Origin of the sequence: Bradyrhizobium huanghuaihaiense (genome assembly GCF_025200885.1) — a bacterium.
GTDB lineage: Bacteria > Pseudomonadota > Alphaproteobacteria > Rhizobiales > Xanthobacteraceae > Bradyrhizobium > Bradyrhizobium huanghuaihaiense.
The window spans coordinates 4,170,408-4,192,210 of record NZ_CP104172.1; the positions used below are offsets into that span (position 1 = coordinate 4,170,408).

The window sequence follows — 21,803 nt, forward strand, 5'->3', positions numbered from 1 at the left end:
AAGGGCATGCGGATGCTCAAGGAGTTCCGCGAGTTCGCCATGAAGGGCAATGTCGTCGACCTCGCGGTCGGCGTCATCATCGGTGCGGCCTTCGGCGCCATCGTCACCTCGCTGGTCGGTGACGTCATCATGCCGATCATCGGCGCCGCGACCGGCGGGCTCGACTTCTCGAACTACTTCATCCCCTTGTCGAAGGCGGTTACCGCCACCAACTTGGCGGATGCGAAAAAGCAAGGCGCAGTGCTTGCTTACGGTAGCTTCCTGACGCTGACGATCAACTTCGTCATCATCGCCTTCGTGCTGTTCCTGGTGATCCGCGCCATGAACACGCTGAAGCGGAAGGAGGAGGCGGCGCCCGCCGAGCCGGCGAAGCCGTCGGCAGAGGTCGTGCTGCTCACCGAGATCCGCGATCTCCTCAAGAAGTGACGCGCGCGCTTCGTCCAAACTGTTAGCATCGCTGCGCATCTCGATCAGGTTTTTTTGCCAGGTTTTGTAGGTCATGGCCGACAAGAACGAACGTCCGATCAAGGTCATGGCGGAAAATCGCAAGGCCCGCTTCAACTATGCGATCGAAGACACGATCGAGGCCGGCATTGCGCTCACCGGCACCGAGGTCAAGTCGATTCGCAACGGCAAGAGCACGATCGCCGAATCCTACGCCGACTCCAAGGACGGCGAGATCTGGCTGATCAACGCCACGATCCCCGAATATCTCCAAGGCAACCGCTTCAATCACGAGCCGAAGCGGCCGCGCAAGCTGCTGCTGCATCGCCGGCAGATCAACAAGCTGATGGGCGCGGTCGACCGCGAGGGCATGACGCTGATCCCTCTCAAGCTTTACTTCAACGAGCGGGGTCGCGCCAAATTGCAGCTTGCGGTCGCCAAGGGCAAGAAGCTGCACGACAAGCGCGAGAGCGAGAAGAAGCGCGACTGGAGCCGTGAGAAGGGCCGGCTGCTGCGGGCGAGGGGATAGTGTGATGAACCAGCGGAACCTGCTCGAGGTCGATTGGAGTCAGATTCCCGCGCCCACCGACGATGGCGGTGCAGCGCATCTCAAAGGCTTGACGCTGCCTCCGGTCAGCCTGCTCGCGACCGACGACAGGTCGGTGACGTTGTCGGCGCTGAACGGCCGGACCGTGGTGTTTGCCTATCCGCGGACCGGCGAGCCGGGCAAGATCGCGCTGGTGGACGATTGGGACATGATCCCAGGGGCGCGCGGCTGCACGCCACAGACCTGCGCGTTCCGGGATCTGTTTGCCGAGCTGAAGGCCGCCGGCGCCGCCCACGTGTTCGGCCTCTCGACCCAGAGCAACGAATACCAGACCGAGATGGCCTCGCGGCTGCATCTGCCGTTCCCCGTGCTGTCGGACGAGAAGCTGGTGCTCACGCGCGCGCTGAACTTGCCGACCATGGAGGTCGCGGGCCTGACGCTGATCAAGCGCCTTGCGCTGATCATCGACGATGCCAGGATCACGCATGTGTTCTATCCGGTGTTTCCGCCCGACCGGAATGCCGGCGACGTCCTGGACTGGCTGAAGGCCAATCCGGCCAAGGCCTGATCCAAGGCAAGCAAGGCTAGTCGAGGTCGGCCTTGATCCTCGCGAACACCGACCGGAACATGTCGGCCGTCAGCACGCCGGTGTTCGTGTTGTAGCGCGAGCAATGATAGCTGTCGTACAGCTTGAACGGGCCGGCCTGATGCACCGCCCCGTGGCCGAAGGGGGCCTGCGAGGCCTTCAGCTTCAGCGGCTTGAGCACGCTGTCGTGCGCAATCCGCCCGAGCGCGACGATGGCGCGCAGCTTCGGCATCGTCTCGAGATTGGCGACGAGGAACTGGCGGCAGGTGTTGATCTCGGCCGGCAGCGGTTTGTTCTGGGGCGGCACGCAATGCACCGCATTGGCGATGCGGCAGTCGACCAGCCTCAAGCCGTCGTCGGGCCGCGCCTGATAGGTCCCCTTGGCAAAGCCGTATTCGAGCAGCGTGGCGTAGAGCAGGTCGCCGGCATAGTCGCCGGTGAACGGGCGGCCGGTGCGGTTGGCGCCCTGCATGCCCGGCGCCAGGCCAACGATCAGGAGGCGCGCCGTGATGTCGCCGAAGGGCGGGACCGGGGCGTTGTGCCACAACGGCTCGCGCGCGCGGTTCGCCTGGCGAAAGGCGACCAGGCGCGGGCAGAGCGGACAGTCACGGTCGGGGACGAGGGTGGAGGGCTGGCGGCTTGACCGTGCCGCCTCACTCCTCGAAGTCGTCATCGCCCCTCGGCGCCATGGTGGTCGCGCGCTGGAGGAACTGCGGGGCGTGGTGGCGTCCTTCACCACGCTCGCCGCGGTCGCGCGGGGCGGGGCGTTCGGACGGGTCGCGGCCGAGCTTGGATTGCAGCTCGACGAGGTCGGTGAAGACGTCGGCCTGGCGGCGCAGCTCGTCGGCGATCATCGGCGGCTGGCTGGCGATGGTGGAGACCACGGTGACCCGTACGCCGCGGCGCTGGACGGCCTCGACCAGGGAGCGGAAGTCGCCGTCACCGGAGAACAGCACCATCTGGTCGATGTGCTCGGCGAGCTCCATGGCGTCGACGGCCAGCTCGATGTCCATATTGCCCTTGACCTTGCGGCGGCCGGAAGCGTCGATGAACTCCTTGGTCGCCTTGGTGACGACGGTGTAGCCGTTGTAGTCCAGCCAGTCGATCAGTGGGCGGATGGAGGAGTATTCCTGATCCTCGATGATGGCGGTGTAGTAGAACGCCCGAAGCAGCGTCCCGCGGCTCTGAAACTCCTTCAGCAGGCGCTTGTAGTCGATGTCGAAGCCCAGGGTTTTCGCCGTCGCGTAGAGATTGGCCCCGTCGATGAAGAGCGCGATCTTGTTGGTAGGAGAAGGTGACATTCAGTTTGCTCGCGTAGTGTGTCGTGATTGATCGTTTATTGTTGGCGCGGGGGCAGCCGGTCGCGCAGTCCCAAGGTGGCGCCTAATCCCGTCGAATCCGCAAATCCGGAGAAGTCGGGGCAATCAAGGTATAGTTATGGCGGACTCTCATATGCCCGGCGCCGCCCTCGCTGGCCGCCCGGGAAATCACCCATCCCAGCCCTAATGTGGGGGTACCAGAGCCATTTGGCGAGGCCAAATCACAAATTGGCCTTGCGAAATCGCCTTGGCCCCTATAACTAGCCCCAATCATCCACATATTTCGTCCCACCCACAACGGAGCGACAGTCCATGGCTCGCGTCACCGTAGAAGATTGTATCGACAAGGTCGACAACCGGTTTGACCTGGTCCTGCTGGCCGCCCACCGCGCCCGCATGATTTCGTCAGGTTCACAACTAACGGTTGACCGCGATAACGACAAGAACCCTGTTGTGTCTTTGCGTGAAATTGCCGACACGACCATCTCGCCGGAGGACCTCCGTGAGGAGCTGGTGCACTCGCTCCAGAAGTTCGTCGAGGTCGACGAGCCCGAGCCGGATACGGTGCCGCTGATCGGTTCCGCCGGCGCCAGCGTCGATGCGGACGATACCGAAGTTGCCGTTGAGCGCATGACCGAAGAGGAGCTCCTGAAGGGCCTCGAAGGGCTCGCGCCGCCGGAAGAGCAGCCCGAGGAGGACGAGTAATCGTCCCGTCGCAATCGTCGACTTCTTGTGATCATATCAAAGGCCCGAACCGTTGTTCGGGCCTTTGCTTTTGTTGGCGTTTTCGTGGTTACCATAGTGTTGTCGGTTGGCGCTGCGAACCTGTCATCGAATTGAACTGACGCGCGCGCGGACGGAGCTAAGATGTATACAACGGGCAGCCTCACGGCCCGTTTAAAGGCAGGACGGCATGGTATATCGGCGCCGGAGATTAACGCAGATGCAGGCCGCAACCGAATCGGTTGCCATGGCCCCGACTGCGCCGGTGGTGCGCCCGGCAAAGCCGCGCGCGCGCATGATGCGTCAATATGACCTCGTCGAGCGCGTCAGGTCCTACAATCCCAACACCAACGAAGATCTGCTGAACCGCGCCTATGTCTACGCCATGAAGGCGCACGGCTCGCAGACGCGGGCCTCGGGCGATCCGTATTTTTCGCACCCGCTCGAAGTGGCGGCGATTCTCACCGACCTGAAGCTCGATGACGCCACCATCGTGGCTGCGCTGCTGCACGACACGATCGAGGACACCGAAGCGACGCGGGCCGAGATCGACCAGATCTTCGGGCCCGAGATCGGCGCGCTGGTCGAGGGGCTGACCAAGCTGAAGCGGCTGGAGCTGGTCTCGCGCGAGGCCAAGCAGGCCGAGAACCTGCGCAAATTGTTGCTGGCGATTGCCGACGATGTCCGCGTGCTGCTGGTCAAGCTTGCCGACCGTCTGCACAACATGCGCACGCTGGAATTCGTGCCGACGGAATCGCGCCGGCGCATCGCCGAGGAGACGCTCGACATCTATGCGCCGCTCGCGGGCCGCATGGGTATGCAGGAAATGCGCGAGGAGCTGGAGGATCTGTCTTTCCGCACCCTCGACCCTGAGGCTTATTCGGTGGTGATGCAGCGGCTCGATGCGCTCGCCGAGCGCAACCGCAACCTGATCGGCGAGATCGAGGACCAGCTCTCCAACAATCTGCGCCACCGGGGCCTGGGCGCGCGGGTCTACGGCCGCCGCAAGAAGCCATTCTCGATCTGGACCAAGATGGAGCGCAAGTCGGTCGGCTTCGAGCAATTGTCGGATATCTTCGGCTTTCGCGTCGTCGTGAACGACGTCGAGGCGTGCTATCGCGCGCTCGGCATCGTTCACACCACCTGGCCGGTCGTGCCGGGCCGCTTCAAGGACTACATCTCGACGCCGAAGCAGAACGACTACCGCTCGATCCACACCACCGTGATCGGTCCGGGCAACCAGCGCGCCGAGCTCCAGATCCGCACCGAGGAGATGGATCAGATCGCCGAGCGCGGCATCGCCGCGCACGTGTTCTACAAGGAAGGCACGGGCTCGCCGACCGAATTCCTCAAGCGCGAATCCAACGCGTTTGCCTGGCTGCGCCACACCGTCGGCATCCTGTCGGAGAGCGCCAATCCCGAGGAATTCCTCGAGCACACCAAGCTCGAGCTGTTCCACGACCAGGTGTTCTGCTTCACCCCAAAGGGCAAGCTGATCGCGCTGCCGCGCCATGCCAACGTGATCGACTTCGCCTATGCCGTGCATACCGACGTCGGCAACAGCGCGGTCGGCTGCAAGATCAACGGCAAGTTCTCGCCGCTGTCCTCGGAGCTGCAGAACGGCGACGAGGTCGAGGTGCTGACCTCCGAGGCGCAATCGGCGCCGCCGTCGGCCTGGGAGACGCTCGCGGTCACCGGCAAGGCGCGCGCCGCGATCCGCCGTGCCACGCGTACCGCGGTGCGCGACCAATATGTCGGCCTCGGCCGGCGCATCGTCGAGCGCCTGTTCGAGCGTGCCAAGATCGAATACGCCGACGACAAGCTCAAGGGCGCGCTGCCGCGGCTTGCGCGCACCTCGATCGAGGAGGTCATGGCGGCCGTGGGCCGCGGCGAGATCAAGGCGTCCCACGTCGCGCGCGCGATGTATCCCGACTACAAGGAGGAACGCGTCGCCCGCTACGGCATCAAGAAGGGCCTGGCCGCCAAGCTCAAGGAGAAGTCGGCCGAGCCGCCGCGCAGCCCGGTCGCGATCCCGATCCGCGGCATCAATTCCGACCTGCCGGTGAAGTTCGCGCCGAATGGCGGCGCGGTGCCCGGCGACCGCATCGTCGGCATCGTCACCCCGGGCGAGGGCATCACGATCTATCCGATCCAGGCGCCGGCCCTGAAGGATTTCGAAGAGGAGCCGGAGCGCTGGCTGGATGTGCGCTGGGACATCGAGGACACCGCGCCGCAGCGCTTCCCGGCCCGCATCAGGGTCGAGAACGTCAACGAGCCCGGCGCGCTGGCGCAGATCGCGACCGTGATCGCCGAGCACGACGGCAACATCGACAACATCAGCATGCAGCGCCGTTCGCCCGATTTCACCGAGACGACGATCGACCTCGAAGTCTACGATCTCAAGCACCTGAGCGCCATCCTCGCCCAGTTGCGCGCCAAGGCGGTCGTCGCCCGCGTCGAACGTGTTAATGGATAGACGCATCTCGCATGCGTCCGTCTCTCTGATTTCGTGAGTCCTGAAATGCCCGCAACTCCGCTCCGCCTCGGCGTCAATATCGATCACGTCGCAACCGTGCGTAACGCGCGCGGCGGCCGCCATCCCGATCCGGTGCGCGCTGCGCTGCTGGCCATCGAGGCCGGTGCCGACGGCATCACGGCTCACTTGCGCGAGGATCGCCGGCACATTCGCGACGAGGACATGGCGCGGCTGAAGGTGGAAATCTCCAAGCCGCTGAATTTCGAGATGGCGGCGACCGACGACATGATGCGGATCTCGCTGGCCACCAAGCCGCACGCGGTGTGCCTGGTGCCGGAGCGGCGCCAGGAGGTGACGACCGAAGGCGGGTTGGATGTCGTCGGGCAGCACAATGCGCTGGCACCCTATATCGCGCGGCTGAGCGATGCCGGCATCCGCGTCTCGCTGTTCATCGCCGCCGACCCCGCGCAGATCGAGATGGCGGCGCGGCTGCGCGCGCCCGTGATCGAGATCCATACCGGCGCCTGGTGCGATGCCGTCGTCGACGGCCACGCCGACAAGGCCGCGGCCGAATGGCAACGGATCGTGGCGGGGGCGAAGCTGGCGAAGGCCGCGGGGCTGGAGGTTCATGCCGGCCACGGGCTCGACTACGCGACGGCGGAGACGATCGCAGCGCTGCCGGAGATCATGGAGCTGAACATCGGCTACTACATGATCGGCGAAGCGCTGTTCGTGGGCCTTGCCGAGACGGTGCGCAGCATGCGGGCGGCGATGGACCGCGGCCGGAGCCGGGCATGATCATCGGCATCGGCTCCGACCTGATCGACATCACCCGCGTCGCCAAGGTGATCGAGCGCCACGGCGACCGTTTTCTGGACCGTATCTTCACCGCGGCCGAGCGGGCCAAGGCGGAGCGGCGGGCCAAAAACGAGAAGATGGTGGTGGCGACCTATGCCAAGCGCTTCGCCGCCAAGGAGGCCTGCTCCAAGGCGCTCGGCACCGGCATCAGGCGCGGCGTCTGGTGGCGCGACATGGGGGTGGTCAACCTGCCGGGGGGACGGCCGACCATGGAGCTCACGGGCGGGGCCCTGGCCCGGCTCCAGGCCCTGACCCCAGAGGGATTCGAGGCACGGATCGATGTGTCGATCACCGACGATTGGCCGCTCGCCCAGGCCTTCGTCATCATTTCCGCCGTTCCGCTGGCCAAGCCCTGAAAGTTGAGCGGTCATTTTATAATTCCTGTTAAAAATCAATATCTTATGCAGTTTCGATGCGATCCTTGATTGCGTGGCTCCCGACAACCGTCTAAAAGTCCGCCGACGCAAATCAGGCTGGGCGAATTCGGCTTTACGCCGGAATTGGCCCTCATTATCAGAATCAGGACAATCTCCTTGCGCCGCGAAGCGATGGGCCGTTCGCGGGAGGAGGGCGCTCTGTGATCGCCGGCCGGAATTGAGAGAGCAATGAGCGTGACTTCGGGAACGAAAACTGAGAGCGGCGTCGGCGAAACGATCCGTGTCGTGATCCATGCTCTCCTGATCGCGCTCGTGATCCGCACCTTCCTGTTCCAGCCGTTCAACATTCCCTCGGGCTCGATGAAGGCGACGCTGCTGGTCGGCGACTATCTCTTCGTCTCGAAATATTCCTACGGCTATAGCCACTATTCGATCCCGTTCTCGCCGCCGCTGTTCTCGGGACGGATCTGGGGCTCGGACCCGAACCGCGGCGACATCGTCGTGTTCCGCCTGCCCAAGGACGACTCGACCGATTACATCAAGCGTGTGATCGGCCTTCCTGGCGACCGCGTCCAGATGCGGGACGGGCTGCTCTACATCAACGACACCCCGGTCGAGCGGCAGCGGATGAGCGAATATGTCGGCGAGGATCCGTGCGGCTCCGAGGGCGGGGGCATCTCCCGGGTGAAGCGCTGGAAGGAGACGCTGCCGAACGGCGTGTCCTACGAGACGCTCGATTGCGCCGACAACGGCTACATGGACAACACCAACGTCTACACCGTGCCGGCCGGCCATTTCTTCATGATGGGCGACAACCGCGACAACTCGACCGACAGCCGCTTCCTCGGCCAGGTCGGCTACGTACCGCAGGAGAATTTGATCGGTCGCGCCCAGATGATCTTCTTCTCGATCGCCGAAGGCGAACATGCCTGGATGTTCTGGCGCTGGCCGTGGGCGGTGCGCTGGAATCGCTTCTTCAAAATCGTCCGATGAAAGACGAAGCCAAGGACATCGCGACCCAACCGATCGACGCGCAAGCCGTCCCTGACGGCGAAGCTGCCGCCAAGACGCTTGCGACCAAGACTCCTGACACAAAGACGCCTGCAAAGAAGAAGCGGGCGCGGAGCAGCAAGGCCAAGGCGGCGGACGCAAATGCCGCGCTCGAGGCGCGCATCGGCCACGGCTTCACTGACCCGAACCTCCTGATGCAGGCGATCACGCATGTCTCGGCGCTGAAGTCCGGGCGCAAGCGCGGCGACAGCTATCAGCGGCTCGAATTCCTCGGCGATCACGTGCTCGGTCTGGTCGTCTCCGACATGCTCTATCATGCCTTCCCGAACGCCGATGAGGGCGAGCTGTCCAAGCGCCTCGCCGAGCTCGTGCGCAAGGAGAGCTGCGCGGACGTTGCCAAGTCGCTCGGCCTGCTCGACGACATCAAGCTCGGTTCGGTCGGCTCCAGTGCCGATGCGCGCTTACGCAAATCCATCCTCGGCGACATCTGCGAGGCCGTGATCGGCGCCATCTTCCTCGACGGCGGCCATGCCGCGGCGGCCGAGTTCGTCAGGCGCAACTGGACCGAGCGCATGCACAAGCCGCGGCGTCCGTTGCGCGATCCCAAGACCGTGCTGCAGGAATGGGCGCAGGGCAAGGGCCTGCCGACGCCGGTTTACCGCGAGGTCGAGCGCACCGGCCCGCATCACGATCCGCAATTCCGCGTCGCCGTCGACCTGCCGGGCCTCGCGCCGGCCGAAGGCATCGGCGGCAGCAAGCGCGCGGCAGAGAAGGTGGCAGCTTCAGTGATGATCGAACGTGAAGGCGTTGGCGGCGGCAATGACGGCTGAAGCAAGCGGCGAGGCGCCTGCCGCGACGCGCTGCGGCTTCGTCGCGCTGATCGGCGCGCCCAATGTCGGCAAGTCCACGCTGGTCAACGCGCTGGTCGGGGCGAAGGTCACGATCGTCTCGCGCAAGGTGCAGACCACGCGCGCGCTGATCCGCGGCATCGTGATCGAGAACAACGCGCAGATCATCCTGGTCGACACGCCCGGCATCTTCCTGCCCAAGCGCCGGCTCGACCGCGCCATGGTCTCGACCGCCTGGAGCGGGGCGCACGACGCCGACCTCGTCTGCGTGCTGCTCGATGCCAAGACCGGCATCGACGAGGAGGCCGAGGCGATCCTCGCCAAGGCGGCCAGCGTCAACCACGACAAGATCCTCGTCATCAACAAGGTCGACCTGGTCCAGCGCGAGAAGCTGCTGGCGCTGGCGCAGGCCGCCAACGAGCGCATGAAGTTCGCCAAGACCTTCATGATCGCGGCCATCTCGGGCGACGGCGTCGACGACATCCGCACGACGCTCGCCGAGATGGTGCCGCCGGGCCCGTTCCTCTATCCCGAGGACCAGATGTCGGACGCGCCGATGCGGCAGCTGGCGGCCGAGATCACCCGCGAGAAGATCTATCAGAAGCTGCACCAGGAATTGCCCTACCAGTCCACGGTCGAGACCGACAAATGGGAGGAGCGCAAGGATCATTCGGTGCGGATCGAGCAGACGATCTTCGTCGAGCGCGAAAGCCAGCGCAAGATCGTGCTCGGCAAGGGCGGCGCCACCATCAAGTCGATCGGCGCGGACTCGCGGAAAGAGCTGATGCAGATCCTGGACGTGCCGGTGCATCTGTTCCTGTTCGTCAAGGTGCGCGAGAACTGGGGTGACGATCCCGACCGCTACCGCGAAATGGGCCTCGACTTCCCCAAAGAATAACCAAGAATAGATCGGCATCCGATGAGCGTACCTGCCAACGTCCAGCGCTTCGAAGCGCTGCTCTATGCATCGTTGATGCTGGATGCCGTCTCGGTTGCCGTGCAGGACCGCACGCCGAATGCCGAGATGACCGGGCAGATGATCATGACGGCGACCCTGCTCGCCGGCGGCATGATCCTGCTCCTCGTCTATTTCGTCTGGCTGGCTGCGCGTTGGCGCAAGAACTGGCCGCGCTGGGTGCTGGCGGCAGCGCTCGTGCTGTCGGTGATCTCGCTCGGCCAGATCATCGGCGAGAAGGGCATGGAGCTCGACAGTGCCATCGAGATCGTCTCCTGCGTGCTGACGACGATGGGCCTGTATTTCTCCTTCACCGGCGACGCGCAGGGCTGGTTTAATGCCTAGCGTCATTCCGGGGCGCCTCGGAGAGGCGAACTAGGGTGCGCAATTGCGCACTGAGAATCTCGAGATTCCGGGTTCGATGCGTCGCATCGCCCCGGAATGACAGTGGATGGAACGCTGCGCTCCTGACTGGAATCCGCTAGACTTCCTCCCATGGAATGGACCGACGAAGGCATCGTGCTGGGCGTGCGGCGGCATGGCGAGAGCAGCGCCATCGTCGAGCTCTTGACGCGCGCGCATGGCCGGCATCTCGGCCTCGTACGCGGTGGCGCCAGCTCGCGGCTGCGGCCGCTGCTGCAGCCTGGCAACAGCGTCAGCGCGGTGTGGCGGGCGCGGCTCGACGAGCATCTCGGCACCTACGCCATCGAAGGGCTGAAGCTGCGCGCGGCCACGCTGCTGGGATCGTCCCATGGGGTCTACGGCGTCACCCATCTCGCCTCGATCGCGCGGCTCCTGCCGGAGCGCGATCCGCACGAGGAGATCTTTGCGCTGCTCGAGCATTCGCTCGATGATTTCGACGACATCGGCAGCGCGGCGGTGCATCTCATCCACTTCGAGCTGGCGATGCTCGCCGAGCTCGGCTTCGGGCTCGCGCTGGAGAATTGTGCGGTGACCGGCGAGACCACGGACCTGATCTACGTCTCGCCCAAATCAGGCGGGGCGGTGTCGCGCGGCGCGGGCGAGCCGTGGCGCGACCGGCTGCTGCGGCTGCCGCCGTTCCTGCGGCACGGCGAAACCGCGAGCGAACTCACCGAGCAGGATCTCCAGGATGGCTTCCGGCTGACCGGCCTGTTCCTGCTGCGCCACGTGCTGGAGCCGCGCGGGCAGGGCCATTCCGATGCGCGGGCCGGCTTCATCAACGCGCTGATGCGGCAGCAGGCGAGGGCGGTGATTTCAGGGCCATGAGGGAACCGCGGCTCTGTCCTGCCTGAGCGCATGGAGTTCCCGGGAACGAAATCGGCGTGATCGCGTTGGCGCCTGGGTTCCACAACGGGGACAGCCTAAATGTTGATCAGAGGATTTGCGCTGTCGGCGGCGCTGTTTGCCTTTGCGCCGGACGCGACGGCTGGCGAACCGCAACCCGGCCTGTTTCGCCGCGCCTCCTGCACGGTCGTGCGGTACTATGTGGCGAAATATTCCGCGGCGGCCGCAGAGACATGGGCGCGCGCCCATGGCGCGACGGAGGCCGAGATCGAGACGGCCCGCCGCTGCCTGACCAACGCCCCGGCACAGGCAAAGACCCAGACTGTGACCGCCCGGCTGGGCCGGGCAGTAGCCCGCCCGCTAGGAACCGTTTGATCCTGAACCGGGCTGCACGGGACAACGCCGCGCGAGATCCGCTCGTCGTTTCATCCCTCCGAGAGGATGGAGCCTGCTTGGGCGTGCTCGTCGTCCGAGAGAGGGAATGATGTGACTCCCAGGGTTTGCGAGGGACGCTCCCCGAACATCATCGAGTAATATTGCGAGAAGCGCCCGAGCTCGTAAAAGCCCTGCTGCATCGCGACCGCCGCCACGGTGGTCGTACCCGGCCTGCTTTCCCGCAAGATGGAGTGAATGGTGCACAGGCGCTTATGGCGCAGGAAGGTGACCGGGCCGAGCCCGAACACCTCTTGAAACGCGCGATGCAGAGTACGTCGTGACACCATGAACGCGGCGCATATTTCCGAAACATGCACCGGGCGCGTGCCGGCCTGGTCGAGATACTCCTCGACTTTGCGGATCAGCCGCCTCGCTGACGGAAGTCTGCCGGAGTCGTCGGGCGGCAGCGACGACATCACGTTGGCAGCCATGCATTCGACGATCGATCGTTTCCAGAAATCGGCTGTCGACGGCGTCAGGCCGTCCTTGTGCGAGGCCAGATGGGACATGATCCGGATCAGGCGACGCGAGGCCAATGCGCCGGTTGCGAGATCCGCCCGGAAGTGACCGCGCTTGCGCCATGTGTCGGGATCGCTCAGACGCACCTCTCCGCCGAACAGCGACGCCACCTCATCGAGGTCGAAGCGCATGGCGGCGTAGGCGGATGCGCCGTGAAAGACGCCGTCATGCTCGAGCAGCGGCGGAATCACCAGCACGTCGTTGAGCTGCATGTCGAAGGACCAATGGGCAACGCGCCGCTCGGCCGCCAGCAGCATCCCGATGATGAGCTTGTCGTCGCTGGAAATGCGCTGCGTGCGCATTCCGATGTTGAAGGCGCCGATGCTGAGCGAGAAATCGCCGATGCCGACATGGGACAATGTCCCGCGTAGCCGCCCGCGTCCGAGCTGCATGACGTCGACGTGAGAGCCGTGCACGGCCTGGTGTAGACCCTCGAAACCGTCGAGCTTCCGCGAATCAACCAGAAGAGACCCCACCATGGTCGTACACTTGTCTTGAAGCGCGACATTTGTGCGGCAGACGACAAGCGAAATACCACCACAACGCGAAGAGGTGCTGTGAATTGAGTTCGCGTTTTGAGGCGAATGATCGTCGAATTCGACGCGATGAATCGGGCAATGGTGCTGTCAATTAAGCGGATCTGCGACGCGGTGTCGCTCGATCCCGGCCATCACTGCGATGTGCTGGCACAATCTGCACATCACAGTCGCCGGATATTCAGATACCATTTGCAACCTAAGCGATATGAATCGAAGGCGCGCTGCGGATCGCGGCGCGGAAAAGGGGCAGCGTGCTGCCGCATGCTCGGAACGCGTGTGCGCAAGAACGGGAGAGATGTTGACGCAACTCGCGATCTGCATCTCCCGCCCTCGGCGCCAGGAAGAGGGGGATCAGACAATGCGTCCAATGCGCCGGGCAATCTGCCGTCATCGGCGCCTGCCGAAGTCCGTATCATAGCACCGGTGGACTGCGCGTATCGGAGTTTCCATCATGCTGCGGGCCGATCTCGATCGCTGCGAGTGGTTGCCGGATGACATGAAGACCGGCGAGATGGTCTTCATTCCCGGCGGCACCTTCCGTATGGGATCCGATCACCACTATCCCGAGGAAGCGCCGAGCCATCGTGTCTGCGTCGACAGTTTCTGGATCGACCGCACGCCGGTGACCAACCGGCAGTTCAAGGAGTTCGTCAACGCCACCGGCCATGTGACGGAGGCGCAGGTCGTCCCCGATCCCAAGGACTATCCCGGCGCGCTCAGGGAAATGCTCTACGCCGGCTCGCTGGTGTTCTCGCCGCTGCCGCGCATCACGGATCTTGCCGACTGGAGCCAGTGGTGGTCCTTCATGCGCGGCGCGAATTGGCTCCATCCCTACGGCCCCGGCAGCAATATCAAAGGGCTCGACGACCACCCGGTCGTCCACGTCTCCTACAATGACGCGACCGCCTATGCGCGCTGGGCGGGCAAGGATTTGCCGACCGAAGCGGAGTGGGAGTTCGCTGCGCGCGGCGGACTCGACGGCGAGGAGTTTGCCTGGGGTGATGCGCTGATGCCGGGCGGCAGGCACATGGCCAACATCTGGCAGGGAAACTTCCCTGTCCAGAACCTCGGCGAGGATGGGTTCAAGCGTACCTCGCCGGTCATGGCCTTCCCGCCGAATGGCTATGGTCTTTACGACATGATCGGCAATGTCTGGGAGTGGACCTCGGACTGGTGGTCGTCGCGGCATCAGGCCGAAGCGGCGAAGCCCTGCTGCATTCCCAGGAATCCGCGTGGCGGCCGGGAGGACGCGAGCTTTGATCCATGTCAACCCGACGTCCGCATCCCGCGCAAAGTCTTGAAGGGTGGCTCACACCTCTGCGCGCCGAATTACTGCCGCCGCTACCGTCCCGCAGCGCGGCATGCCGAGCCGATCGATACCTCGACCAGCCATGTCGGCTTCCGCTGCGTGGTGCGGTCACCGCTTGGCGTTCACCACGAGCAAGAAGGAACAGCCGCAGCATAAGCATAGGAGTGTCGGATGAGTACCGAATTGGAGAACAACAACAACCAGTCTCGGGCTGACCAACCGCTCAATCGCAGACGTCTGCTGCTTGGAACGTCCTCGATCGTCGCCGCCGCGGCACTGACATCCGAAGCAATGGCGCAGGCCCAGCCGGCCGCTCCCGCCACATCACCGGCACCGGCGGCGCCCGGCCGCAGGCCGAACATCCTCGTGATCTTCGGCGACGACATCGGCCAGACCAACATCTCCGCCTATTCCTTCGGCGTCATGGGCTATCGCACGCCGAACATCGATCGCATCGCCCGGGAAGGGATGATGTTCACCGACTACTACGCCGAGCAGAGCTGCACGGCGGGCCGTTCGTCTTTCATCACCGGCCAGTGCACGCTGCGTACGGGGCTGTCGAAGGTCGGCATTCCCGGCGCGGCGGTTGGATTGCAGGCACGCGATGCCACCATCGCCGAACTGCTGAAGCCGCTCGGCTACGCGACCGGGCAGTTCGGCAAGAACCATCTCGGCGATCGCAACGAGTATCTGCCGACGCTGCATGGCTTCGACGAATTCTTCGGCAACCTCTATCATCTCAATGCCGAGGAAGATCCGGAGAACCGGTTCTATCCGCAGGACCCCGCCTTCCGGGAGAAGTTCGGCCCGCGGGGCGTGCTTCGCTGCAAGGCCAGCGATCGCGACGATTCCACTGAGCAGCCGCGCTGGGGCAGGGTCGGCAAGCAGACCATCGAGGATACGGGCGCGCTGACCAAGAAGCGCATGGAAACCATCGACGACGAGACGTCGGCCGCTGCCATCGACTTCATCAAGCGGCAGGTCCAGGCCGGCAATCCCTTCTTCTGCTGGTACAACTCGACGCGCATGCATCTGCGCACCCATGTGAGGGCCGAACACAGAGACAAGCCTGGCCTCAATTCGAGAACGGAATATGCGGACGGCATGATCGAGCACGACGCGACCGTCGGGACGATCCTGAAAGCGCTGGATGACCTCGGCATCGCCAACGACACCATCGTGCTCTACACCACCGACAACGGTCCGCATCAGAATACGTGGCCGGATGCCGGGACGACTCCGTTCCGGAGCGAGAAGAACACCAACTGGGAAGGCGCATTTCGCGTCCCCTGCCTTATCCGCTGGCCCGGCCGCATCCAGGCCGGCGCGGTCTCCAACGATATCGTCAGCGGCCTGGACTGGTGTCCGACGCTGCTGGCGGCTGCGGGCGATCCCGACATCAAGCAGAAGCTGCTCACCGGCCACCAGGCTGCCGGCAAGACCTTCAAGGTCCACCTCGATGGCTACAACCAGCTGCCCTTTCTGACCGGCCAGCAGCCGAGCAGCGCTCGCAAGGAATACATCTATTTCAACGACGACGGTGATCTCGTCGCCACGCGTTACGAGAACTGGAAGGTCGTGTTCGAGGAGCAACGAGAGAAAGGCACGATGCAGATCTGGGCCGAGCCATTCACCAAGCTGCGGCTGCCGAAGCTCTTCAACCTTCGCGCCGATCCCTATGAGCGAGCCGACATCACCTCGAACACATACTGGGACTGGCTGGCTTCCGACGGCGCAGGCATCTTCATCGCCTCGCAGCCGATCGTCGCGCAATTCCTGGCCAGCTTCAAGGATTACCCGCCGAGCCAGCGCCCCTCCAGCTTCAGCATCGATCAGATCGTCGAGAAGATGCAGAGGAGTTTCGAGGTCACGCAATAGTGGGCGAGGGGACACATGAAGAGAGCGTTGCTGGCGGCTTCGATGCTTGTTCTCACGGCGGCCGCATATGCGCAGTCGCCCGTTCCGGTCACGGTCGATAATTTCGGACGCGCGGAGTCCGACCTTTATTTCGGCAACGGCGTCAAGGACGCCGGCGGCACCGGCAAGCTGTTTCATCATCGCGAACCGATGCAGATCGACAAGCAGATGGTGATCCGGTCGAACCGCGACACGTTGTACTCGACCGTCATCCTCGACCTCGATGCCGGTCCCGCGACGATCACGTTACCGGACGCCGGCAAGAGATTCCGGTCAATGCAGCTGATCAACGAGGATCACTATGTCGTCGGCAAGGTCGAATACGGTGCCGGCAGCTACACGGTCTACAAGAACAAGGTCGGAACGCGCTATGTGCTCGTTGGGCTGCGGACACTGGTCGATCCGAGCGATCCCAAGGACGTCGAGAAGGTTCATGCGCTTCAAGATGCCGTGAAGATCAGCCAGAAGGCTGCGGGGAAGTTCGAAATCCCGAACTGGGATGCCGCAAGTCAGAAGAAGGTGCGCGATGCCCTGCTCGTGCTGGCCTCAACGACGGGCGGATTCAAGAATGCGTTCGGCCCCAAGGGGCAGGTCGATCCGATCAAGCATCTGATCGGAACCGCCGCGGGGTGGGGCGGCAATCCCGACAAGGAAGCCACCTATCTCAGCTTCAATCCCGAGAAGAACGACGGCAGCACGGTCTACAAGCTGGTGGTTCCCGGCAACGTGCCGGTCGACGGCTTCTGGTCGATCAGCCTCTACAACGCCGAGGGCTATTTCGAGCAGAACCCGTACAACGCCTACTCCCTCAACAATCTGACCGCGGTGAAATCGGCCGACGGCTCGACGGCGATCCAGTTCGGCGGCTGCGACGGCAAGATCCCGAACTGCCTGCCGATCATGAAAGGCTGGAACTACACCGTGCGGCTCTACCGGCCGCGCCCCGAAATCCTGAACGGCAAGTGGAAATTCCCGGAGCCGAAGCCGGCAAACGGTGCGTAGCCAACATGGAGGCCGTCATGAGGCAGGCAGTCTGCGGATTGGTTGCGATGATGCTGGCGACCGCGAGCGTGCAGGCGCAGAGCCCGTCGCCGGATGACATTGCCGCGCGCAACATCCAGCGCCGCGCCGTCGAGGCGATGATCTGGGGCATGCCCGCCGTCAATGCCGACCTCATGCTTCAGGCCATGCTGAGGACCACCAGCGCGAAGGTCAATGAAGTCGTCTACTGGTCGAGGCCAGTGAACTGGAAGAACCAGACGCTGACGCCCAATCCGGACGCGATCTACCTGATGTCGTTCTGGAACGTGAAGGACGGCCCGGTCGTGATCGAAATCCCGCCGGCGCAGGGCGGCTCGATCGCCGGAAATATCGTCACGGCCTGGCAGATGCCGCTGGAGGACGCTGGCCCCGAGGGCGCCGACAAGGGGCAGGGCGGCAAGTACCTGATCCTGCCGCCCGGCTACAAAGGCGAGGTGCCGGCGGGCCACATCGCGCTTCAATCGGACACCTTCAGCGGCTTTGCGCTGCTGCGCTCCAATCTCGCAAGTCACGGTGATGCCGACATCGCAAAGTCGGTCGCCTACGGCAAGCAGATCAAGGTCTATCCGCTCGCTCAGGCGAACAGCCTGCCACAGACCAATTTCACCGATGCCTACGACGTCCTGTTCGACTCCACGATCCCCTATGATGCGAGTTTCTATCGCAGCCTCGACCGTGTGGTGCAGAACGAGCCATGGCTCGATCGCGATCGCGCGATGATCGACCAGCTCGCGACCATCGGCATCGAGAAGGGCAAGCCGTACAATCCCGATCAGAAGACGCTTGTGCTGCTCGATCAGGCCGCGCGCGAGGCGCATGCAGTGCTGGAGCAGCGCTACGACGCGGGATTTCCCGTGATCAATCCGGGCATTCGCTGGTTCCCGGCCGCTGTGGCGGAGATGGTGAAGGCGGCAAGCGGCGGATACGCCGATCCGAACGCCTATCCGATCGACGCGCGCGCGGTGACATACACGCTCGGCTTTACCGGCGTGAAGCGGCTCGGCACGGCGCAGTTCTACCTGATGGTGGCGAAGGACAAGGACGGCCAACCTCTCGAGGGCAGCGCAACCTATCGGCTGACCGTGCCGGCAAATGCGCCGGTCAGGCAATACTGGTCCGCAACGGTCTACGACCGCGAGACGCATGCGCTGGTGCGGAATATGCCGAGCGCCAGCCGAGCCTCGATCAGCCCAGGCATCGAGAAGAACGCCGACGGTTCAGTCGACGTCTATTTCGGCCCCAAGGCGCCGGCCGGCAAGGAAGCCAATTGGGTGCCTACCGATCCCGCGCGAAAATTCGAGCTGCTGTTCCGTCTCTATGGTCCGGAGCAGCCGCTGTTCGACCATAGCTGGAAGCTGCCCGATGTGGAGCGCATCGCCACGACGATTGGAGGGGCCACGAAATAGAGAACCAGGCGCGACCGGTGGATGACGCGATCGAGGGGACACGACAATGTCGGGACACATTCGAAAGACCGGGCTTGCAACCGCTTTCGCGCTGGCGGCCTTCACGGCCCAGCCTGCGCTGGCCGACGCCAGCGGCGTGAGCTTCTGGCTGCCGGGCATCTTCGGCAGCCTTGCCGCCGTTCCCGTGACGCCGGGATGGGCCTATTCGACCATCTACATCCACCTTCAGGAAAAGGCCGGAGGAGGGCAGAACTTCGTCACCAGCGGTGGCGTCCCCGGCTCGGTGACCGCCGGCCTCAATGCCCATGCCGACGCGCTCGTCATGGGCATTACCTACACCTCGCCGATGCCGGTGCTCGGCGGCCAGGCTGGCTTCACCCTGCTGACCGTACCGGGAAACGTCGGCGTCGGCATCGACGCGACGCTGACAGGTCCGCGCGGCAACACCATCTCGGGCAGCGCGACCGACAACCGCACGACGCTGGCCGACGTCTTCTACCAGGGCACGCTGAAATGGAACCAGGGCGTCCACAACGAGATGGTCTACATCACCGGCAACATCCCGAGCGGCACCTACGATTCCAGCCGGCTCGCGAATTTGAGTTTTGGCTTCCCCGCGATCGATGCGGGAGCCGGCTACACCTATCTCGACCTCAAGACCGGGCATGAATTCTCGATCGTCGGCGGGCTCACCTACAATTTCATGAACCCGTTCCTGCAGTACCAGAACGGCATCGACTTCCATGTCGATTGGGCGGCGTCCCAGTTCGTCAGCAAGAATGTCCATATCGGCGTCGCCGGCTATTTCTTCCAGCAGCTCACCGACGACAGCGGTCCCGGTGCCAGGCTTGGCGGCTTCAGGGGGCGGGCTGTCGGCATCGGGCCGCAGATCGGTTTCATGATCCCGATGTCCGACGGCTACCAAGGCTATCTCAATATCCGTGGCTACAAGGACCTGGAGGTCGAGAACCGGCCGAAGAGCTGGTCGACCTGGGTCACCTTCTCGGTCTCGCCGGCCGCGCCTGCGCCGGCGGCGACGAAGCCCATCGTTCGAAAGTACTGAGGGAGGCGCCGGCGTCGCTCGATGGCGGGAGATCAAACCACAAAGCGCGCATTCAGAATCGGCTTCCAGACATCGATCATCACGGTGTTCGTTGCCGTCGTGCTGATCGTCGGCTTGACGCTGGTCTATCTCAGCTTCGAACGCGTGACGGTGATCACGCAGAAGGCAGCCAGCAGCTTCATCGAGAAGGTGGCTCAACTGGGGGCGGACCACGTCGACGAGCAGTTCAAGAACGTTCGCGACAGTCTCGATATCCTGTCCGGCCTGCCGTCGATCCAGGAGGCCGACATCGCCGACAACTCGCGGCTCTACAGCCTGATGGCGGCGATGTTGCGCAACGATCCGCAGCTCTTCAATCTCTATGTGGGCTATGAGGATGGTTCATTCATCGAGATGGACGTGATCGATCGCGCCAGGCCCGCTTTCAGGACGAGCCTGAATGTGGATCAGGATGCCGCCTTCCGGCTTGTGGTGATCTCGCGCACGGCGGGAGCCGCACCGGTGACCCAGTATCTGTCCGAGAACCTCATCCAAGTGGCCGAGGTCGCCGGACCCAGGGATTACGACCCGCGTCAGCGGCCCTGGTATGTCGAGGCATTCAGGAACGACAAGACGCTGCTGACCGGCCCTTACGTCTTCTACGCCACGGGCGAGCCCGGCTATACGCTGCGGACGCCGTTGAAGGAGGGACGGCGCGGCGTCGTCGCCGGCGACGTGCTGCTCAACCGATTCGAAGACATGTTGGCGGAGCAGAAGCTCGGGCAGTCGGGTCTCGCCTTTCTGTTCGACGGCAGCGAGCGGATCGTCGGCCATCCCGAGATGAACCGCCTGATGGCAGAGATTCCAGAGAGGCAGGACGACCTGCCGCGGGTCGGCGCGCTCAAGCTGCCGGGCCTCGTGCCGGTCATCCGCTCCTGGCGCGAGGGCGGGCCGGCCCAGCAATTCTTCACAGGCGCTTCGGGGCGCACCTATGTCGCCGCGGTCCATAAGCTTGAAACGACGGGGTCCGCCAATGTTCGCCTCGCGATGATCGCGCCGCTCGACGAATTCTACGCGCAGATCATCCGCGAGCGCCGCACCCTGTTCGTGCTGGCGCTCGCCTTTGTGGGCGCCACGCTGCCGTTCGCGTTCTGGCTGGGATCGCTGATGGCGCGGCCGCTGCGCAACATCGTCCAGCAGACCGACGAGATCCAGCGCTTTGAGATCGCGGAGCGGCCGCGCGTTCGTTCCGTCATTACCGAGATCGAGGAGCTCGGTCGCTCGGTGTTCACCATGCGCAGCGTGGTCCGCAGTTTTGCCAGCTTCATCCCGCGCCAGATCGTGCGGCAACTGATCGAGACCGGCTCCTCGCTCAGCCTCGGCGGCGCCAGGCGCGAGGTGACGGTGCTGTTCACCGACGTCGCCGATTTCACCGCCAAGACGGAACGGGCCGACCCTTCGCAGGTGATGATCCACACCTCGCGCTATTTCGCCGCGCTGTCGGACGAGATCATGCGGCACCAGGGCACGGTCGACAAATATATCGGCGATGCCGTGATGGCGTTCTGGAATGCGCCCGCCGATGACCCCGATCACACCGTCAATGCCTGCCGCGCCGTCCTGGCATGCGTCGTGGCCAATGAAGCGCTCAACAGGGACTTTCGGCGCGAGGGCTGGCCGCCCTATGACACGCGCTTCGGCCTTCACGTCGGCGATGCCGTGGTCGGCAATATCGGCTCGAGCGACCGGATGAACTACACCGCGCTCGGCGCCACCATCAACCTGGCCTCGCGGCTGGAAGGGCTGAACAAGAATTACGGCACGCGCGTGCTGGCCAGCGCGGCCGTTCGCGCCCGTGCGGAGCAGGCGTTCCTGTTCCGGAGCGTCGACAGCATCAGGCCGAAGGGATTTGCCGAGGCGGTCGAGGTCAGCGAGCTGCGTGGCGAGCTCGCGCAGGCGGACGAAGCGGAGATCACGATGTGCCGGCGCTGGGACGAGGTTTTCACGCTGATTGCCAAGGACGGTGCGGTCGAGACGACTCTGGTCCGGCTCGCCGGCTTCCTGCTCGATTACCCCGCGGACGGCATCGCGCAGTTTCACGCCCGGCGGCTCCGCGCGGCGGCCCAGAACCCGGGGGAGGCGGCGTGAGCGCCGGCGCCATCAGCCGCCGACGGTTGCTGCATCG

At 64.2% G+C, this 21,803-nt stretch carries 21 protein-coding genes and 1 pseudogene; 19 read left to right on the forward strand and 3 right to left on the reverse strand.

Annotated features, from left to right (window positions below):
* Positions 1-12 precede the first annotated feature (12 nt).
* From mscL to N2603_RS19925, 3 genes are all read left to right on the forward strand, one after another.
* Positions 13-426, forward strand: coding sequence for a large conductance mechanosensitive channel protein MscL (mscL, locus tag N2603_RS19915; protein WP_026312235.1), 414 nt, complete (start codon positions 13-15; stop codon positions 424-426).
* A gap of 73 nt (positions 427-499) precedes the next feature.
* Positions 500-973, forward strand: a complete 474-nt coding sequence (gene smpB, locus N2603_RS19920) for an SsrA-binding protein SmpB (RefSeq protein ID WP_018644570.1) — start codon at positions 500-502, stop codon at positions 971-973.
* 4 nt (positions 974-977) lie between these two features.
* Positions 978-1,559 carry a peroxiredoxin gene (locus N2603_RS19925; protein ID WP_260390075.1) on the forward strand — a complete coding sequence of 194 codons (582 nt, stop codon included), beginning with the start codon at positions 978-980 and terminating at the stop codon, positions 1,557-1,559.
* Positions 1,560-1,575: 16 nt separating this feature from the next.
* On the opposite strand, the gene N2603_RS19930 is transcribed toward N2603_RS19925, so the two are convergent.
* On the reverse strand, positions 1,576-2,250 hold the full coding sequence (locus tag N2603_RS19930) for a uracil-DNA glycosylase (protein WP_260390076.1): 675 nt from the start codon (positions 2,248-2,250) through the stop codon (positions 1,576-1,578).
* A complete protein-coding gene (locus tag N2603_RS19935; RefSeq protein WP_018644573.1) occupies positions 2,231-2,878 on the reverse strand; it encodes a LabA-like NYN domain-containing protein in 648 nt (215 codons plus the stop codon). Before N2603_RS19935 ends, N2603_RS19930 begins: the two co-directional genes overlap by 20 nt.
* Positions 2,879-3,208: 330 nt before the next feature.
* Here N2603_RS19935 and rpoZ point away from each other — a divergent pair, with 330 nt between their 5' ends.
* From rpoZ to N2603_RS19985, 10 genes and pseudogenes are all read left to right on the forward strand, one after another.
* Entirely contained in the window at positions 3,209-3,601 is a 393-nt protein-coding gene (rpoZ, locus tag N2603_RS19940; RefSeq protein ID WP_008133017.1) for a DNA-directed RNA polymerase subunit omega, read from the forward strand.
* A gap of 208 nt (positions 3,602-3,809) precedes the next feature.
* Entirely contained in the window at positions 3,810-6,095 is a 2,286-nt protein-coding gene (locus N2603_RS19945; protein ID WP_260390077.1) for a RelA/SpoT family protein, read from the forward strand.
* Positions 6,096-6,140: 45 nt separating this feature from the next.
* Entirely contained in the window at positions 6,141-6,893 is a 753-nt protein-coding gene (locus N2603_RS19950) for a pyridoxine 5'-phosphate synthase (protein WP_260390078.1), read from the forward strand.
* Positions 6,890-7,309 (forward strand): holo-ACP synthase, encoded by a 420-nt coding sequence (gene acpS, locus N2603_RS19955; RefSeq protein WP_260390079.1) that lies wholly within the window; start codon positions 6,890-6,892, stop codon positions 7,307-7,309. The genes N2603_RS19950 and acpS overlap by 4 nt, the downstream gene beginning before the upstream one ends.
* A 249-nt stretch (positions 7,310-7,558) precedes the next feature.
* On the forward strand, positions 7,559-8,323 hold the full coding sequence (gene lepB, locus N2603_RS19960; protein WP_018644577.1) for a signal peptidase I: 765 nt from the start codon (positions 7,559-7,561) through the stop codon (positions 8,321-8,323).
* Positions 8,320-9,171 carry a ribonuclease III gene (gene rnc / locus N2603_RS19965; RefSeq protein WP_018644578.1) on the forward strand — a complete coding sequence of 284 codons (852 nt, stop codon included), beginning with the start codon at positions 8,320-8,322 and terminating at the stop codon, positions 9,169-9,171. Before lepB ends, rnc begins: the two co-directional genes overlap by 4 nt.
* Positions 9,161-10,087: a GTPase Era gene (gene era / locus N2603_RS19970; RefSeq protein ID WP_260390080.1), complete on the forward strand. Its 927-nt coding sequence runs from the start codon at positions 9,161-9,163 to the stop codon at positions 10,085-10,087. Before rnc ends, era begins: the two co-directional genes overlap by 11 nt.
* Positions 10,088-10,108: 21 nt before the next feature.
* Positions 10,109-10,489, forward strand: a complete 381-nt coding sequence (locus N2603_RS19975; protein ID WP_018644580.1) for a hypothetical protein — start codon at positions 10,109-10,111, stop codon at positions 10,487-10,489.
* Between the two features lie 150 nt (positions 10,490-10,639).
* On the forward strand, positions 10,640-11,392 hold the full coding sequence (gene recO, locus N2603_RS19980; protein WP_018644581.1) for a DNA repair protein RecO: 753 nt from the start codon (positions 10,640-10,642) through the stop codon (positions 11,390-11,392).
* Between the two features lie 99 nt (positions 11,393-11,491).
* Positions 11,492-11,762 (forward strand): annotated as a pseudogene (locus N2603_RS19985) (hypothetical protein).
* Positions 11,763-11,835: 73 nt separating this feature from the next.
* On the opposite strand, the gene N2603_RS19990 reads toward N2603_RS19985, so the two are convergent.
* Positions 11,836-12,843, reverse strand: a complete 1,008-nt coding sequence (locus N2603_RS19990) for a helix-turn-helix domain-containing protein (protein WP_260390082.1) — start codon at positions 12,841-12,843, stop codon at positions 11,836-11,838.
* Between the two features lie 511 nt (positions 12,844-13,354).
* Between N2603_RS19990 and N2603_RS19995 the strand changes: the two genes are divergently transcribed.
* Genes N2603_RS19995 through N2603_RS20020 form a run of 6 tightly spaced genes read left to right on the forward strand, consistent with a single transcriptional unit; the run spans position 13,355 to position 21,766 of the window.
* The gene (locus N2603_RS19995) at positions 13,355-14,368 is read left to right on the forward strand and encodes a formylglycine-generating enzyme family protein (protein WP_260390083.1); all 1,014 of its coding nucleotides are present in this window, start codon (positions 13,355-13,357) and stop codon (positions 14,366-14,368) included.
* A 15-nt stretch (positions 14,369-14,383) separates the two neighbouring features.
* Positions 14,384-16,090 carry an arylsulfatase gene (locus N2603_RS20000; protein WP_260390085.1) on the forward strand — a complete coding sequence of 569 codons (1,707 nt, stop codon included), beginning with the start codon at positions 14,384-14,386 and terminating at the stop codon, positions 16,088-16,090.
* Between the two features lie 15 nt (positions 16,091-16,105).
* On the forward strand, positions 16,106-17,131 hold the full coding sequence (locus N2603_RS20005) for a DUF1214 domain-containing protein (protein WP_260390086.1): 1,026 nt from the start codon (positions 16,106-16,108) through the stop codon (positions 17,129-17,131).
* A gap of 17 nt (positions 17,132-17,148) precedes the next feature.
* On the forward strand, positions 17,149-18,576 hold the full coding sequence (locus N2603_RS20010; RefSeq protein ID WP_260390087.1) for a DUF1254 domain-containing protein: 1,428 nt from the start codon (positions 17,149-17,151) through the stop codon (positions 18,574-18,576).
* Positions 18,577-18,622: 46 nt separating this feature from the next.
* A complete protein-coding gene (locus N2603_RS20015) occupies positions 18,623-19,639 on the forward strand; it encodes a SphA family protein (RefSeq protein ID WP_260390088.1) in 1,017 nt (338 codons plus the stop codon).
* A 21-nt stretch (positions 19,640-19,660) separates the two neighbouring features.
* The gene (locus tag N2603_RS20020) at positions 19,661-21,766 is read left to right on the forward strand and encodes an adenylate/guanylate cyclase domain-containing protein (RefSeq protein WP_260390089.1); all 2,106 of its coding nucleotides are present in this window, start codon (positions 19,661-19,663) and stop codon (positions 21,764-21,766) included.
* Positions 21,767-21,803 lie beyond the last annotated feature (37 nt).